The sequence below is a fragment of the Mesorhizobium sp. B2-6-4 genome (assembly GCF_006441495.1).
Classification (GTDB): Bacteria; Pseudomonadota; Alphaproteobacteria; order Rhizobiales; family Rhizobiaceae; genus Mesorhizobium.
The window spans coordinates 77,747-92,014 of record NZ_VFUE01000002.1 but is presented as its reverse complement, the minus strand read 5'-3'; the positions used below and the strand labels follow the sequence as shown (position 1 = coordinate 92,014).

Below are 14,268 nucleotides of genomic sequence, written 5' to 3'. Positions count from 1 at the left end.
TATCGGCAGACGAGATCTTTCGGCAAGCCGGCTTGTGCGATATCATTCGTTTGTTGACATATCGCACAAGGTGAATGGATGCCCATTTCCGAACGAGACACGATGGGTGGCTTGGCCAAGGGGTTGTCCGTCATAGAGACGTTCACGGTGGAACGGCCACGGCAGTCGATCACGGACGTCGCGAATGCGTCCGGTCTCGACAGGGCGACAGCCAGACGCTGTCTCCTTACGCTTTCCCATCTCGGCTACGCCGACTACGACGGAAAGTTCTTCACGCTCACTCCGCGCGTGTTGAGGCTCGGGACAGCCTGTCTGGCAACCATGCCGCTGCCGCATCTGGTGCAGCCTTTGCTGGATGACCTTTCGGAGCGGCTCGGCGAAAGCTCGTCCGTCTCGATTCTGGACGGCACCGACGTCGTTTACGTCGCGCGCGCGGCGCAGCGAAAGGTGATGTCGATCGCGCTGATGCCCGGCTCGCGGCTTCCGGCATACTGCACTTCCATGGGGCGCGTGCTCCTGGCAGCCATGCCTCCGGAACGCGCTGCACATCTTCTATCTTCCCATGCCCTGCCGGCGCGGACTGCTCACACCTTGACTGACCCCGACACCATCCTTGCGGAGTTGGGGCGGGTGCGGACGCAAGGGTTCGCGTTGATCGATCAGGAGGTCGAGCTCGGATTGCGCTCGATCGCCGTGCCGTTGATGACCGTGCGCGGGACGGTGATCGCAGCCGTGAACGTTGGCGTTGCGGCGACACAAGTGGGTGTCGGCAATCTCGTTGCGCTCTACCTGGAGCCGTTGCGTGCACTCCAAGCTGAACTGCGGGCAGTGCTGCGTTAGGGCGCTGCCATGGAGGGAATTAGCGTCCAAGTCGCTCGAGATAGGAGAGCATGTTCCCACCCATGATCTTGTCGATGGAAGATCAAGGTCGCGGATCGGAGGGTGGGAGCCGGACATTCGCCGCCGTCGAGACGGAGATCGCGAAACTACATTCTCGGTTCAAAGCGCGACGTGTCTTCGCGCAAGTGACCGGCCGCTCACGCACCGCCCTGTCGCTGATCCGCGGCGGCATTCTTTGCGGCCATAGCCGATCCGTTGTAGGCGTGCATCTGCGCCAGCTTCGCCATGCGCTGGGCGGCCTCCGCGAGCGCTGCGCAATGCTGCTTGAAGTTTTGCTCTATGATCTGACCGTAGGGTCCCGTAAGTCCCACCGCGTATATCACCTCACCGCTCGTCGGCCTTATCGGAAATGCTATCGAGCCCAGGCCCGGAACATGCTCGGCCAGGTCCATGGCGTAACCCTGCTCCCGAACGTCGGCCAATTCCCTGGTCAACTCCGCGATCTTCGTTTTCGTCCGATCGGTGTAGCTGCGCAGCTCCGTCGCCAGGATCCTCTTCACGGTCTCCTGCGGATGAAACGCAAGGATCGCCTTGGCCGAAGCGGTCGCATTTACAGGCATGGCCATGCCCGGCATGACATAGGTCCGGACCGGAGTGTCGGGCGCGACGCAGGTGACCGAGCGCACTTCGGTACCGTCGAACTTCGACAGGAACGCCGACTGGCCGGTGCGGTCGGCCAAATCCTGAAGCGGTCGCTGCGCGAGCGTCGTCAGCCAGCCGCTATCCGGAGACATCTGTAGCAGCTGCAACAGGCGATCGCCGAGACGGTATGTCCGATTGCGAACGCTCTCGGCGGTGATCATCCCGCTTTCGATCAAGGCATGCAGCAGCCTGTTGATCGTGGTTTTGGGCAATCCAAGCGTCGTTTCGAGTTCGATCGCCGTCAGGCCATGCTCGAACGGCGCGACCGTCTCCATGATCGAGATGTAGCGCTCGAGGGGGCTGTCCTTGGCGCTCGGCTTCTTCGACTTCGTATTCAAGGGCACCTACGCCGATCTGACAATTGCAACTGCAAGAAGGTTATCGTTCAAAACAGACATGAGGGGCAAGGTCGGTCCCTTGTTATTCCGCCGCGCCTTGAGCCCGGGGTCTCCGTAGAATAGCCGAACGGCCGCACGCCCTCGATCAATCGGGCTCCGTTAGTACCCGAATCCGGAAATGTCCTCGCAAATTCCGAAATTCGGTATTATCCCCATTTTATGGTCCCCTCGATTGACTCGCAAGCCAAATCCTGATTATCGGACTAAATACCGATTTTCGGAGGAACTTGAAATGGCTGAACTCCCGCGTGTGACCTACTCGAACATCGGAGTGGATTTTTCCCCGGTTCACGCTCACCTCGACGCAATGATCCCGGATTTCGAGAAGAACACACTGGGTCGCGAGTGGTCGACGCCGTTTGCGACTGGCGCTCGGAAAGAGATCCTGAGCCCGATCGACAAGAAGATCTCTCTCGGCAAGTTCCCGGCTTCAACCCCGTCAGACGTCAAGTCGGCGATCCAGGCTGCCCGAGCCGGCGCGAAGGCCTGGAACCGTTCGACGCTGGACGATCGCCTTGCATTCGGCGCCCGCTGGCGAGAGGCGCTGGCGGAGCGGAAGTATGACCTTGGTTTGGCGGCGCTATACGAGATCGGAAAGTCCCGCCTCGAGGCAGTCGGCGAAGCCGAGGAATGCCTCGACATGGTCGAGTACTACGCATCGGAGATGAAGGCGAACAACGGGTTCGTCCGGCCGATGAACATGTTGGTCGAAAACGAGACCGCTACCAGCGTCATGAAGCCCTATGGCGTCTTCGCGGTCATCGCTCCTTTCAACTTTCCGCTCGCCTTGTCGATCGGCATGGTCTCGGGTGCGCTGTTGACAGGCAATGCGGTGGTCTACAAGCCGTCGCCGGGTTGCGCGCTGACCGGACTGCTGATTGCCGAAACGCTTCGCAAGGCGGGATTGCCCGAAGGTGTTTTCAACATCGTGCTTGGCGATGGAGAGGTGGGGCGCCTTCTTGCCACCGACAACGGCATCGACGGCGTTGCATTCACGGGCTCCCATAAGACCGGCATGAGCATCTTCCGTCACATGGCAACGCTGCCCCACATGAAGCCCGTCATCGCCGAAATGGGTGGCAAGAACCCTGCCTACGTGACCAGCAAGGCCGATCTCGACCGTGCGGCGCAGGGAGTGGCGCGCTCCGCTTTCGGCCTGCAAGGCCAGAAGTGCTCCGCATGCTCGGTCGTGTATGTCGACGAGAAGGTCAAGGCGGAATTCATCGAGAAGCTGGTAGCATTCGCCGCAAAGCTGGTGGTCGGAGATCCTCGCAAGGCCGAGACCTTTATGGGCCCTGTCTATGGCGACGCCACAGTCGCCCTTTTCCAGGCCGCACTGTCGGAAGTCGAGGGCAAAGGCAAGGTGCATTTTGGGGGCGCCGCCCTGGGCCAGGGCTTTGCGGACAACTACGTCCTGCCGACGGTCGTCGAACTTGATGGTCCGGGCCGGCTGACCCGCGACGAACTCTTCATGCCTTTCGTGGTCGTCCGCGGTTTCGATAGTCTCGATGCCGCGATCGAAGAGGGCAACGACATCGCCTACGGACTATCCGCCGGCATCTTTACCAACGACCAGGAAGAGTTGCGTCACTTCCTCGACACCGCCGAAGCAGGGGTTCTCTACGCCAACCGTGCGAGCGGCGCGACGACGGGTGCATGGCCAGGCGCGCAGCCATTCTGCGGCTGGAAGGGCACCGGGGTCAGCGGCAAGGGCGGTCTCGGCTCGTGGTTCCTGCCACAGTACCTGCGCGAGCAGAGCCACACGATCATGACCAGGTGATCGAAAGAGGTCGCGCTCTTCGCCGCGGCCATCCAAGGCTGTCTCCTTCATCGGTTTACAAGATTATGCGCCACTATCCAGATTCAATGTCGAAATCCCGCGAGATGTTCGAACGGGCCCGCAAGGTCATGCCGGGAGGGAACACCCGGACAACGGTCTTCATCGACCCGTTTCCGATCTATGCCCAGCGCGGCGAGGGCTGCCGCGTCTGGGACGTCGATGGAAACGTCTACTACGATTGCATCAACAATTTCACGGCCATGATCCATGGCTACGGCCATCCCGCCGTCACGGCGGCGGTGGTGGACCAGATGCCCCGGGGATCGGCTTTCGGAGCGCCCACCGAGAGCGAACTTGATCTTGCTGAACTGTTGGTGGAGCGCCTCCCGTCGGTCGAGCAGGTTCGCTTCGCCAACTCCGGCACGGAAGGCGTCATGATGGCGATCAAGGCGGCTCGGGCGTTCACCGAACGGCCGAAGATCGTCAAGATCGAAGGTGCCTACCATGGCTCCTACGACTTCGCGGAAGTCAGCCTGGACAGCTCGCCCGCCAACTGGGGCGACATGCCTGCCTCGACGGCATACGCGAAAGGCACGCCGAAGGGAGTTCTCGACGACGTCATCGCGGTGCCGTTCAACGATACGGAGGCGCTGCGTGCCGTCTTCGACGCGCATGGAGACTCGATAGCGGGTGTTCTGATCGACCCGATGCCGAACCGCGCCGGACTTATTCCCGCGCGGAAGGATTATCTCGACGCGATGGTCGAGATCGCTCATGCCGCCGGCTCGCTGGTGATCTTCGACGAGGTGATCTCGCTCCGCCTTGGCTATTCGGGGGCGCAGGGCCTGTGGAGCATCACGCCCGATCTGACGGCTCTCGGCAAGATCATCGGCGGAGGGTTCCCGGTCGGCGCCGTCGGCGGCCGCGCCGACGTGATGGCGGTGTTCGATCCAACGCGAGGCAAGCCTGCATTGCCGCATGGCGGCACCTTCACCGCGAACCCGGTGACGATGCGAGCCGGTCTGGCGGCGATGCGCGCGTTGACCCCGGCCAGCTTCGCGCATCTGGACGCTATCGGCAGCCTGCTTCGCGACGGCATCACGGCCTCGCTTGCCCGCCATGGCCTCAACGGGCAGTGCGTCGGTCTCGGCTCGCTCTTCAAAGTCCATTTCACGGCGTTGCCGATCACGGACTATCGGTCGGTCTATCCGGGTGCGTCCGAACGCACGAAGCTCGACCTGTTCCACAAGGGTCTGCTCGACCGCGGCGTGCTTTCGGCGAGTTACGGACTCTTCGCGCTTTCCACCTCGATGACCGAGGAAGACGCACGCGAAATCCTTTCCGCAATCGACGGCGCCCTCGCAGCAATCGCGGCGAAGCAATGACGTAGCGCGTCCGGCGCCGGATCCATCCGGCACGGGACGACGCAGCAACAGATGGAAGTCACATGACAGCTTCTCCTCACGTCGTCGTCATCGGTGCAGGCACCCTCGGCATGTGCTCTGCGCACGCGCTCGCGGAACAGGGCGCTCGCGTCACCGTCATCGACGCACAATCCATTGCGTCAGGATCCAGCGGCCGCTCGGTCGGCGTCGTTGGCACACAGCTGACGGATTCGTTCGATATCCAGCTGCGCATGCAATCCGTGCAGCGCATCCGTCGATGGCAGGAGCGCCTCGGTCTCGGCTTCAACCCTATCGGCTATCTGCGTCTGGCGCGCACCTCCGAGCAGATGGAACTGTTCGCCCGCTCGGTGGAGATCCAGCGCGATGCCGGCTTCAGGTCCAGGGTCTACCAGGCGAGCGAGCTCCAGCAGCTCGTGCCGCACTTGAGTTCAGATGGGCTCGAAGGCGGCATCTTCGGGCCGGACGACGGCTTCCTCGATCCCCACGAAATGTGCACGTTGCTGGCGCAAGAGGTGAAGAAGCTCGGCTCCGAGGTTTTCCAGTTCCGCAAGCTGCTTGGTGTCGCGCGGACATCCGGTGGCTATCGGTTGGACACCAGCAAGGGTCCGATCGGCTGCGACTTCGTCGTGAACGCGGCAGGCGCCTGGGCGCCACGCGTTGCCGAGATGCTTGGACAGACGCTTCACATCCACCCCGAGCGCCACGAGGCGCTGACAATCCACCTGGACGCGCCGCTCCCCTACACAATGCCGATGGTCATGGATCTGGTGAACGGGCAGGGCACCGGACTCAACTTTCGGCACGAGAAAGCGAGCGAGCTCATCGCCGAGATACACAAGGTAAGTTCGCCCTCGCCCGAGGATCCGGACAATTACAACGAGCAGTGCGAGGAAGGGTCCAAGGTCATGCTGGCCGAGATGCTGATCGAGCGCGTGCCTGATCTGCCGGGCGCCCGGCTCGGCCGGGGCTGGGCAGGCCTCTACCCTGTCACCGCCGACCACCGTCCCCATGTCGGACCAGTCGATCAGTCCGAGCCCGGTCTGATCACCGCGGCCGGTGCGGGCGGCTACGGGATCCAGCTCGCGCCGGTGATAGGCCTGATCGTCGCGGACTGGGTGCTCAAGGGCTCTCCCGCATCGATCCCAGGCACCGAGAGTCTCGCTCCAACTCCGGAAAGAAACGTCCCCGCCGTACATACTGCGGCGGCTTGACCAGTAGGACACCGGCGTTAGCGCAAGGACAAAGAAGCCATGCCCGAGGCAGAAAACATCGTCCGCATCAAGAACATCAACGTGATCTATGGCGGCCATCACGCCGTGAAAAACGTCTCGCTCGACATTACGCGCGGCGAGGTCGTGGCGATCGTCGGACCCAGCGGCGCGGGGAAGAGCACGCTGCTGCGTGCGATCAACATGCTCGAACAGCCGTCATCCGGTACCCTCGAAGTGGGCGCCATCCGGTTTTCGGTCGACCGCAATCTGTCCGCCGGAGAGCTGTTGAGGCTCCGACGTTCCACCGGGATGGTTTTCCAGTCCTTCAACCTGTTTCCGCACATGACCGTGCAGCGCAACATTTCGCTGCCGCAGATGCGGGTTCTGGGGCGCACCAGGGAGCAGGCGGACGCGCGCACCGCCCAATTGCTCGAACGCGTACACCTTACGGACAAGGCGCACTCCTACCCGGCGCGCCTGTCGGGTGGCCAGCAGCAGCGTATCGCGATCGCACGCGCCCTGGCTCTTGACCCCAAGGTGATGCTCTTCGACGAACCCACGAGCGCCCTGGATCCCGAACTCGGGCTTGAGGTGTTGGCCGTGATGCGCGAGCTCGCCCAGGAAGGCATGACAATGATCATCGTCACGCACGAGATCGCCTTTGCCGCAGACGTCGCCGACCGCGTGATCGTCATGGCCAATGGAGAGATCATCGAGCAGGGTCCGCCTGATGCCGTGATCCGCAACCCGTCGTCGCCGCGCACGCGGCAGTTCTTCCGTGCCGTGGTCGATCGCAGATGATCGACCTGCTGGTTTCACTGCTCAGAGGCGTTCCGGCCACGCTGCTGGTGACCTTCGGCGCTTTCGCAGTCGGGGCCATCGCAGCCGTGCCGCTGGTGCTGATGCGACGTTCCCGGTGGCTCCTTCTAAGCATGCCGGCGCGCATATACATCGACGTTGTCCGGGGAATCCCGCCGATCGTCTGGCTGTTCATTATCTTCTTCGGATTGGGCAGCGGAGTGATCGTTCTCAGTTCCTATCAGGCTGCCATCCTGGGTATGGGGCTGGTATCAACGGCGTATCTCGCTGAAATCTACAGGGGTGGCTTCCTGGCCCTCTCGAAGGGCCAGCGGGAGGCGTCCACGGCGCTCGGTATGACGCGCCTGGATACGCTGCGCTACATCCTGGCGCCGCAGGTCCTGCGCGTCTCGGTTCCGCCCATGGCGACCTTTCTTGTCAGCCTGCTCAAAGACACGACCGTGGCCTCCACGATCGGTGTCCGCGACGTGATGATGTACGCATCGCAGCAGGCTCAAGGCGGAGGCGGCAGCTTCATGCCGTTCATTTTCGCGGCGCTTCTCTACATCGCGCTGTCGATACCCGTTGTCGTGTTGGCACGCGCCGTGGACGAGCGGCTGCGCTCAAGGGGGCAAGCGAAATGAGCGAGATGCTGGCCAACTGGCTGGACTGGTCCCCCCAGCTTTTCCAAGGAGTTCTTGTCAGTCTCCAGTTGGCGGGCCTGGCGCTGCTGTTCGGATTGCCTATCGGTCTCGTTCTTGCGCTTGCCTCCTCCTCTGGAAACAGGCTCGTCCGCTATTTCGCGGTGGTACTTGTCGAGATCGGGCGCGGCGCGCCTGCACTCGTCGTCCTGCAGATGGTCTACTATGGATTGCCTGCTTCGGGGATGACCGTAAGTGCCTTCACCTCTGGCGTGATTGCGTTGGCGCTAACGACAGGCGCCTACACCAGCGAGATCCTTCGGGCCGGTCTGAACGCGGTTCCGCATTGTGAGATCGAGGCGGGCTTGGCGCTCGGCATGACCCGCCGGGACATCCTGCGCTTCGTGGTGGTCCCCCAGGGAATCCTGTTCGCAATACCCGCGCTGATGGGCTTTGCCATTCTCATCTTCCAGGCGACGGCCCTTACATACACGATCGCCATCCCCGAACTTCTGGCGCGCGCCTATCGCGTGGGTGCGGCCACCTACCTCTACCTCGATGTCCTGATCCTGGCGGGCCTGTTCTACCTCGCCATCACCGTCCCGTTCGGGTGGCTGGTCTCGTACACCGAACGTAGGCTGGGCAGCCATCTCGGCTGACCTGCAATCAAAAACCATCAATGTCAGAGGAGAGCAAAGTGAAAAATTGGAGTAAGATCATCTCGGCCGCAGCCATTGCCACGGCCTTGGGTGCCAGCGTCGCGTCCGCACAGGATTGCAAGCCGCAGCATGCTTTCGAAACCGTGTCGGCGGGCAAACTCACCGTCGCGCTCACCAACACCGCTCCGTATTCGCTCGAAAAAGACGGCGGCATCGCGGGTATCGACGGCGATCTCGTGAAGCGTTTTGCCAAGGAGAACTGCCTGGAGATCGCTTATGAGATCTTCACATATCCGGGCGCGGTTTCCGCAGTTCAGTCGCGGCGCGCGGACATCGCGCTTGGCGGCTTCTATCGTACCGCCGCCCGCGCGAAGGTCGTCGCTCTGTCCACGCCGGTCTATCTCGACCAACTGTCCGTCACCTCGACCAACGGCATTGATACCGTCGACGGTCTGCTGGGCAAGAAGGTCGGCACCGTGGAAGGATATCTGTGGGTCCAGGACATGGAGAAGCTCTACGAAGGCTCCAAGACCTATCCGTCGTCGCTGAACCTCGCTCAGGACCTTCATGCCGGTCGTATTGAGGCGGCGCTCGACGGCTTCGGCTCCGCTGTCATTCAGAACGAAGGGCAGAACTACAAGGTGCATGTCCTGAAGCCGGATCCGCGCATCGATGCGACCATGAACCCGTCGCAGACCGCCTTCCTGCTGGACAAGAGCAATGAGGGCTTCGTTAAGGCGGTTGACGCTTCGCTCGATGTCTACCGCAAGAACGGGGCTATCGCCGAAGCGCTCAAGGCTTACGGGCTGGATCCGTCGGCCGCAGATGTCGGTGAAGCCCGCGTCATCGAGTAAGCCGCTGGTATGAAGGGCCGCCCTGCCTGCCCCGCTTCTAGGAAGAAAACCGGGTGCGGGGGGCGGCCTGTACGTTTGCCGCGCGGCTGCGATCCGCGAGCAGAATTCCGTAGTGCACCCCGAGTCTGAGACACGAAAAGGGTAACAGTCCTTCACTAAGGAGAGCTGATGAGGAAAGGAGACCCGTGGTGCAGTACAGCGCACCACAGATCCCTCCGGTCACATAAGGTTACAGCGAGGAACGGTACCGGTTCAGGCTCGTTAGCCCTGCATCCAATCCAATCATGGAGAAAAACGATGCAGGATATTTCCGGCAAGCGCGTCGCCATCCTTGCGACGAATGGTTTTGAACAGTCCGAGCTTGAGGTACCGCTGAACAAGCTGCGCCAGGCCGGCGCCGAGGTCGAAATCGTGTCGCTCGAAAGCGGCAAGATCAAGGGCTGGGACCACAAGGATTGGGGGCGCGAAGTTCCGGTCGACAAGACCTTGGACGAGGCCCGCGCCGATGCCTACGATGCGATCGTTCTGCCCGGCGGCGTCATCAATCCCGACCTGTTGCGGGTCGAGCGCAAGGCGCTGGATTTCATCAGTTCGTTCTGGACGGCCAACAAGGTCGTCGGCGCGATCTGCCATGCGCCCTGGCTTCTGGTCGAGACCGGGATCATCAAAGCCCGCCGCGTCACATCCTACAAGTCGATCAAGACCGACGTGATCAATGCCGGCGGCCTGTGGCAAGACAGCGAGGTCGTCACCGACCAGGGGCTGGTCACCAGTCGCAATCCCGGCGATCTCGACGCCTTCTGCGACAAGCTCACGGAAGAGATCAGGGAAGGGCGGCACGACAGGCGGGCCGCGGCTTAGCGCCGAACCTTGTTCACCAGCCGCGCCGCGAAGGATCTCGGCATGGGTTGTTCAGGCGCTCTTCGCCCCCTCCGCCTTGCGCAGCGACGCCTGATGCATCAGCGACGTCCAGCTGTTGGTCGAGGCAAGGTGGCAGTAGAGCAGGCTGAGCGCGCCTGACTTTCTCAGGTCGAGGAAGGCCTCGTCGCTCAATCTGTTGAAGGCGGCCTCGTCTATCACCTGGAAATCGGTGAGGTTCAGCACCTCGCCTCCTTCCAGCGTCACCTTGCTCTGGCGCGGCGCGAACAGGGCATGCGCGTCGATCTTGTCGACCATCTCGCGGGTCGCCCTGAAGTCGATCTGGAACTGGTTGCAGAAGGCGAGCGCCTGCTTCGTCGCCTCGGTCGCCTCGTTACCGCTGAAGAACGGCAGCACCTTGTCGTCGCGGAACGGCGCCAGCAGCTGGTCGATGACGCGCTCGCTCGCCCGGTCGACGCACAGCGTCAGCCGGCCGGGCTGCTTGGGATCGTCGGCGAGAATGAAGGGATAGCGGCGGACATAGGCGGGGATGTAGTGCGGCCCGGCCCAGTTGCCGTCGGCGTCCACGAACAGGTTCTCGTCCTGGCGCAGGCCGGTGATGATGACGGGCGCCTTGGCGGCGCCGATGAAAACGATCGGGTAGGAGCGCATCGCCGCCGGCATTTCCGAGGCCACCACCGGGATGGCATGCGCCGAGCGGGCGAAGGAGAAATCGCTGCGCGCCGTCAGGCCGAGTGAACCGTGCCGCGCCGGATTGAGCGCCTCGGGCCTGGAATAGAACAGCGGCAAGGCCTCGCCCGCCGTTTCCGTCTTCGCACCGCTGTCAGCCATGTGTCCGTTTTCCTCCTCGCACCGGCCAACCAGGCCGGCCCGTCCAGCATTGAATTCCCAAAGCGGGGTCTGTTCTTGTCGCGCCGGCCTTGCTTCGAAGCAATCCTGCGCAGGGACAAAGTACTACAGCGTCGCCGGCGCGCATAAAAGGACACGCGCTGCTGTATTTTGGCGTTTGCGCTCTAATCGCCTTGCGGGACGCCCGCAACCATGCCGGCCCTGGAGCGGTTCACCGTTTCGCGGAAACGGCGAGCCGCGCTATCTCTTTGTTTTTGCGCAATTCCCCAGGGAAAGCGCTGCGCGCTTTTCCCGGGAAGACCGTACACACTTTTCCTGGAATGGCTCTATGGACAGCTTGCCGCGAAGCGGCGACAGTGGCCTCGCATGGCAAAATCCGGGAGCCGTAGCGGTCTTGCGTCCGGAAATTGCGAGGATATGAGGAACCGGAGCGGGTCTGCCCTTGGCCGCCCGCTCAGCAAGCGCTTTGAGGCGGGGTGGCATGGCGTCGGCATCGGATTTCGAACAGGCGGTCGGACAGGCATTCACCGTCGAGGCCGGCGGCAGGCAGATCGCGCTCGAATTGAGCGCGGTCAACCCCATCGCTTCCAGCCCGCGCCCGGGGGGCGGCTTTTCGCTGCTGTTCAAGGGCCCGCGCGAAACCGCGCTGCCGCAGGCGACTTACCGCTTCGCCGGCAGTGGCGCGACCCACGATATCTTCATCGTGCCCGTGGCCGCCGACGCTACGGGGCGGCTGTATGAGGCGGTGTTCAATTAGAGTTTGGAAGCAGGCGTGAGCGCAGCAGCGGTGCGATTTGTGAGACGCTGGCGCGAAGGATCGATACCGAACAAGCACCGCCGAATTGTGCGACGACCGGAACAGGATTCTCGGCCCGGGAATGACGAAGCGGATGGCGTCCCCGTTCACCCACTGTCTGCGCCACCCCGCGGTGGCGCGCACGCCATCAGATCATAGACGCCCTTGTCCTCGATCACCGCGAAGCCGAGCTCGAGATAGAGCCGCCTGGCCGGATTGTTCTTCTCGACATGGATCGATGCCGATTTGCCCGATGACCATGCCTCGTCGATGAGGTCGCGCAGCAGTGCGGCGCCGTGGCCCTTGCGGCGATGGGCCGGCAGCAAGGCGATGTCGATGATGCGGTGCTGGCTCGGCCAGCGCTCGATGTAGAGGCGGCCTATGGGCTGTCCGGCCCACTCCACCACCAGCCAGTCGGCCTCGGGATAATGCTTGCGGTAATGCGCGTGCTGCGCCTGGAACTGCATGTCGAGGAAGGCGACCTTCTGCGCCTCGCTCCAGTCCGTCACGGCGAGCTCTTCCATGCGCGTCGAGGCGTAGAGCCGCGCCAGGAACGGCATGTCGGCCTCCGCGGCGGGGCGGAAAGCGAGGCCGGCCTGCCGCGACCGCGGCCAGGCCGGGAGCCGCTGCGCATGTTTCGCTTCTGTCACGCTGCCTGACGTCACACCGGCGGCGTCAGGTCGCGCACCACGGTAATCTGCTTGAGGTTGCTGGTGGCCAGCGCCGTCCAGGTCCACTCCCATTCCGAACTGTCCATGGCCATCTGATTGATGGTCCACAGACCATTCGTGCCGTCGTTCTGGATCATCATCGAGAACAAGGCAAGACGGCCATCGGCATTGTAGTCGAGCGACAGGCGGGTGTTGGCGCCGGAGGCGTTGAAATCGCGCCATCCCGACCAGTTCTGGGTGGCGGCGTCGTATTGGGCGTTGAAGGAGTGAACATGCTGCTGGTCGGAGGCGACCAGCATGATGTCGCCGTCGCCCTGGATGCCGGCGCAGAGCGTATATTTGGGAACCCTGCTGTAGCCGGGCGTCGCCCAGGCCGTCCAGGTGTCGGAGCCTGCCGGCAATTGCTTGGTGTGCAGGACCTGGCCCTGCTGCGTCATGGCAAACAGATTGGTGCCGCCCAGCGGACCGATGATAGGCGCCATTTCCGTGAAGGGGTAGCCGGCGTCGATCTGCACCCATGGCGTCCAGTCGGCGACCGTCAGCGCCTGGGCCTTGGCCTGCTGGCAACGGTAGAGGTTGAGCCCGGAATTGATGCCGAACAGGGCGATGCGGCCGTCAGCCTGGCGCAATGCGGTGATCGCCACAAGCTGGCCTGTGAGCTGAATCCAGGCGCTCCACGGCTGGGCAGGCGGCCTGAGCTCGTCGACGGTGACGACGATCGGTGTCGTCGTGCCGGGCGGCGTGATGGTCTTCTGCACCTGCACGATCACATCCGGGTTCTGGTAGATCCACCAGACGCGGCCCAGATTGTCGGTGAGGAAGATCTCGATGCGGCCATCGGCATCGCGCACCATGGAAAGCTTCTGGTAGCTGAAGGCGCCGGGCGGCGCGCCGATGCCGACAGGCGCGGTCCATTTGTCGATCGGGCCGATCTGGTTGGCATCCTCGGTGATGAAGGACAGGCTGGTGGTGCCCGACGGCTGCGCGACCACGGCGACGCGACCATCCTTGGTGAGACCTGCCGTCATGATCACCCAGGCGCCGGGCGCGATGACAGACCAGGCCGACGGCCATGGTCCGTTCGGCGATGTCTGTGCCTTCTGGATCAATTGTCCCTTGGCCGAATCGATGCCGACGACCATCAGCCGCGACAATTCGAAAAACGTCGCGCCGGCGGGCATCTGGCCATGGGGCACCGCCTGGGATGGTAGATGAGCGTCTTCGGTAGCCATGATCGGTATTGCCCTGTTGGCTCGGAGTTCAGCCTCTCGGCGGGAAAACGCCTTGCAGCGCGATGCAGAAATAGCAGGTGAGATAAGGCTGGAGATTGTTGTGCGGCTGGTCGCCGCCAGCGGGGGCGAGGGCACCAGGATTGAGGGTCGTATTCACGGGCGCCGGACCGTACATCGATACTCCAATGCCGGTCGCCGGTTGTTGTTGAGCTACGATACGGGTAGTTCCATCCTGAGCCGAAACCTGCACGCTATGACTGTGGAATGGAATTTCGCTTTCGAGCAACGAAACCGTTTCCGAACCTCCCTCTTCACCAAGATCATGCAGGGACAGACCAGGGCCTTGTCCCGGGTGCATCGGTGCACGGCCCTGAAGATCGGGCAAGGCAAAATTGGATTTGCCATTGCCGCCATAGGTGGTGCCGAGCAACGAGAACAGTGCCGTGTTCTGCGACAGCGGCAACAGTTGCCCGTCGCACCACGCCCAGCCTTTGGGCGCGAAATTGAAAGGAAAAATGCGGATTTCGGCAACGAACGGATCGGCCATGGCGG

The 14,268-nt window shown here is 62.7% G+C and carries 15 protein-coding genes; 10 read left to right on the top strand and 5 right to left on the bottom strand.

What is annotated here, in order from left to right; all coding sequences use genetic code 11:
- Positions 1-78: 78 nt before the first annotated feature.
- Complete coding sequence (locus tag FJ426_RS02815; protein ID WP_140492012.1) at positions 79-840, top strand: IclR family transcriptional regulator C-terminal domain-containing protein; 762 nt, start codon at positions 79-81, stop codon at positions 838-840.
- Between the two features lie 197 nt (positions 841-1,037).
- On the opposite strand, the gene FJ426_RS02810 is transcribed toward FJ426_RS02815, so the two are convergent.
- Complete coding sequence (locus FJ426_RS02810; protein ID WP_140559189.1) at positions 1,038-1,880, bottom strand: IclR family transcriptional regulator; 843 nt, start codon at positions 1,878-1,880, stop codon at positions 1,038-1,040.
- Between the two features lie 292 nt (positions 1,881-2,172).
- Here FJ426_RS02810 and FJ426_RS02805 point away from each other — a divergent pair, with 292 nt between their 5' ends.
- The 8 genes from FJ426_RS02805 to FJ426_RS02770 all read left to right on the top strand — a co-directional run bounded on the left by FJ426_RS02805 (position 2,173) and on the right by FJ426_RS02770 (position 10,150).
- Positions 2,173-3,720 carry an aldehyde dehydrogenase family protein gene (locus FJ426_RS02805; protein ID WP_140492020.1) on the top strand — a complete coding sequence of 516 codons (1,548 nt, stop codon included), beginning with the start codon at positions 2,173-2,175 and terminating at the stop codon, positions 3,718-3,720.
- 86 nt (positions 3,721-3,806) lie between these two features.
- Positions 3,807-5,105, top strand: a complete 1,299-nt coding sequence (locus FJ426_RS02800; protein ID WP_224618152.1) for an aspartate aminotransferase family protein — start codon at positions 3,807-3,809, stop codon at positions 5,103-5,105.
- A 62-nt stretch (positions 5,106-5,167) separates the two neighbouring features.
- A complete protein-coding gene (locus FJ426_RS02795; RefSeq protein ID WP_140492026.1) occupies positions 5,168-6,337 on the top strand; it encodes an FAD-binding oxidoreductase in 1,170 nt (389 codons plus the stop codon).
- Between the two features lie 39 nt (positions 6,338-6,376).
- Positions 6,377-7,138 carry an amino acid ABC transporter ATP-binding protein gene (locus FJ426_RS02790; protein ID WP_263483292.1) on the top strand — a complete coding sequence of 254 codons (762 nt, stop codon included), beginning with the start codon at positions 6,377-6,379 and terminating at the stop codon, positions 7,136-7,138.
- Positions 7,135-7,779: an amino acid ABC transporter permease gene (locus tag FJ426_RS02785; protein WP_140492029.1), complete on the top strand. Its 645-nt coding sequence runs from the start codon at positions 7,135-7,137 to the stop codon at positions 7,777-7,779. Before FJ426_RS02790 ends, FJ426_RS02785 begins: the two co-directional genes overlap by 4 nt.
- Positions 7,776-8,435 carry an amino acid ABC transporter permease gene (locus FJ426_RS02780; RefSeq protein WP_140492032.1) on the top strand — a complete coding sequence of 220 codons (660 nt, stop codon included), beginning with the start codon at positions 7,776-7,778 and terminating at the stop codon, positions 8,433-8,435. The genes FJ426_RS02785 and FJ426_RS02780 overlap by 4 nt, the downstream gene beginning before the upstream one ends.
- 38 nt (positions 8,436-8,473) lie before the next feature.
- A complete protein-coding gene (locus tag FJ426_RS02775) occupies positions 8,474-9,289 on the top strand; it encodes a transporter substrate-binding domain-containing protein (RefSeq protein ID WP_181165194.1) in 816 nt (271 codons plus the stop codon).
- Between the two features lie 297 nt (positions 9,290-9,586).
- Positions 9,587-10,150, top strand: a complete 564-nt coding sequence (locus FJ426_RS02770; RefSeq protein WP_140559191.1) for a type 1 glutamine amidotransferase domain-containing protein — start codon at positions 9,587-9,589, stop codon at positions 10,148-10,150.
- 51 nt (positions 10,151-10,201) lie between these two features.
- Here FJ426_RS02770 and FJ426_RS02765 read toward each other — a convergent pair whose 3' ends face one another.
- Positions 10,202-10,999 (bottom strand): SapC family protein, encoded by a 798-nt coding sequence (locus FJ426_RS02765; RefSeq protein ID WP_140559192.1) that lies wholly within the window; start codon positions 10,997-10,999, stop codon positions 10,202-10,204.
- Positions 11,000-11,498: 499 nt separating this feature from the next.
- Here FJ426_RS02765 and FJ426_RS02760 point away from each other — a divergent pair, with 499 nt between their 5' ends.
- Complete coding sequence (locus tag FJ426_RS02760) at positions 11,499-11,774, top strand: hypothetical protein (protein WP_140559193.1); 276 nt, start codon at positions 11,499-11,501, stop codon at positions 11,772-11,774.
- A 146-nt stretch (positions 11,775-11,920) separates the two neighbouring features.
- Here the strand turns inward: FJ426_RS02760 and FJ426_RS02755 are convergent, their stop codons facing one another.
- The 3 genes from FJ426_RS02755 to FJ426_RS02745 form a co-directional block, all read right to left on the bottom strand.
- Positions 11,921-12,373: a GNAT family N-acetyltransferase gene (locus tag FJ426_RS02755; RefSeq protein ID WP_224671645.1), complete on the bottom strand. Its 453-nt coding sequence runs from the start codon at positions 12,371-12,373 to the stop codon at positions 11,921-11,923.
- 101 nt (positions 12,374-12,474) lie between these two features.
- Positions 12,475-13,716 (bottom strand): hypothetical protein, encoded by a 1,242-nt coding sequence (locus FJ426_RS02750; protein ID WP_181172709.1) that lies wholly within the window; start codon positions 13,714-13,716, stop codon positions 12,475-12,477.
- 28 nt (positions 13,717-13,744) lie between these two features.
- Entirely contained in the window at positions 13,745-14,263 is a 519-nt protein-coding gene (locus tag FJ426_RS02745; protein WP_140559195.1) for a tail fiber protein, read from the bottom strand.
- Positions 14,264-14,268: the final 5 nt, after the last annotated feature.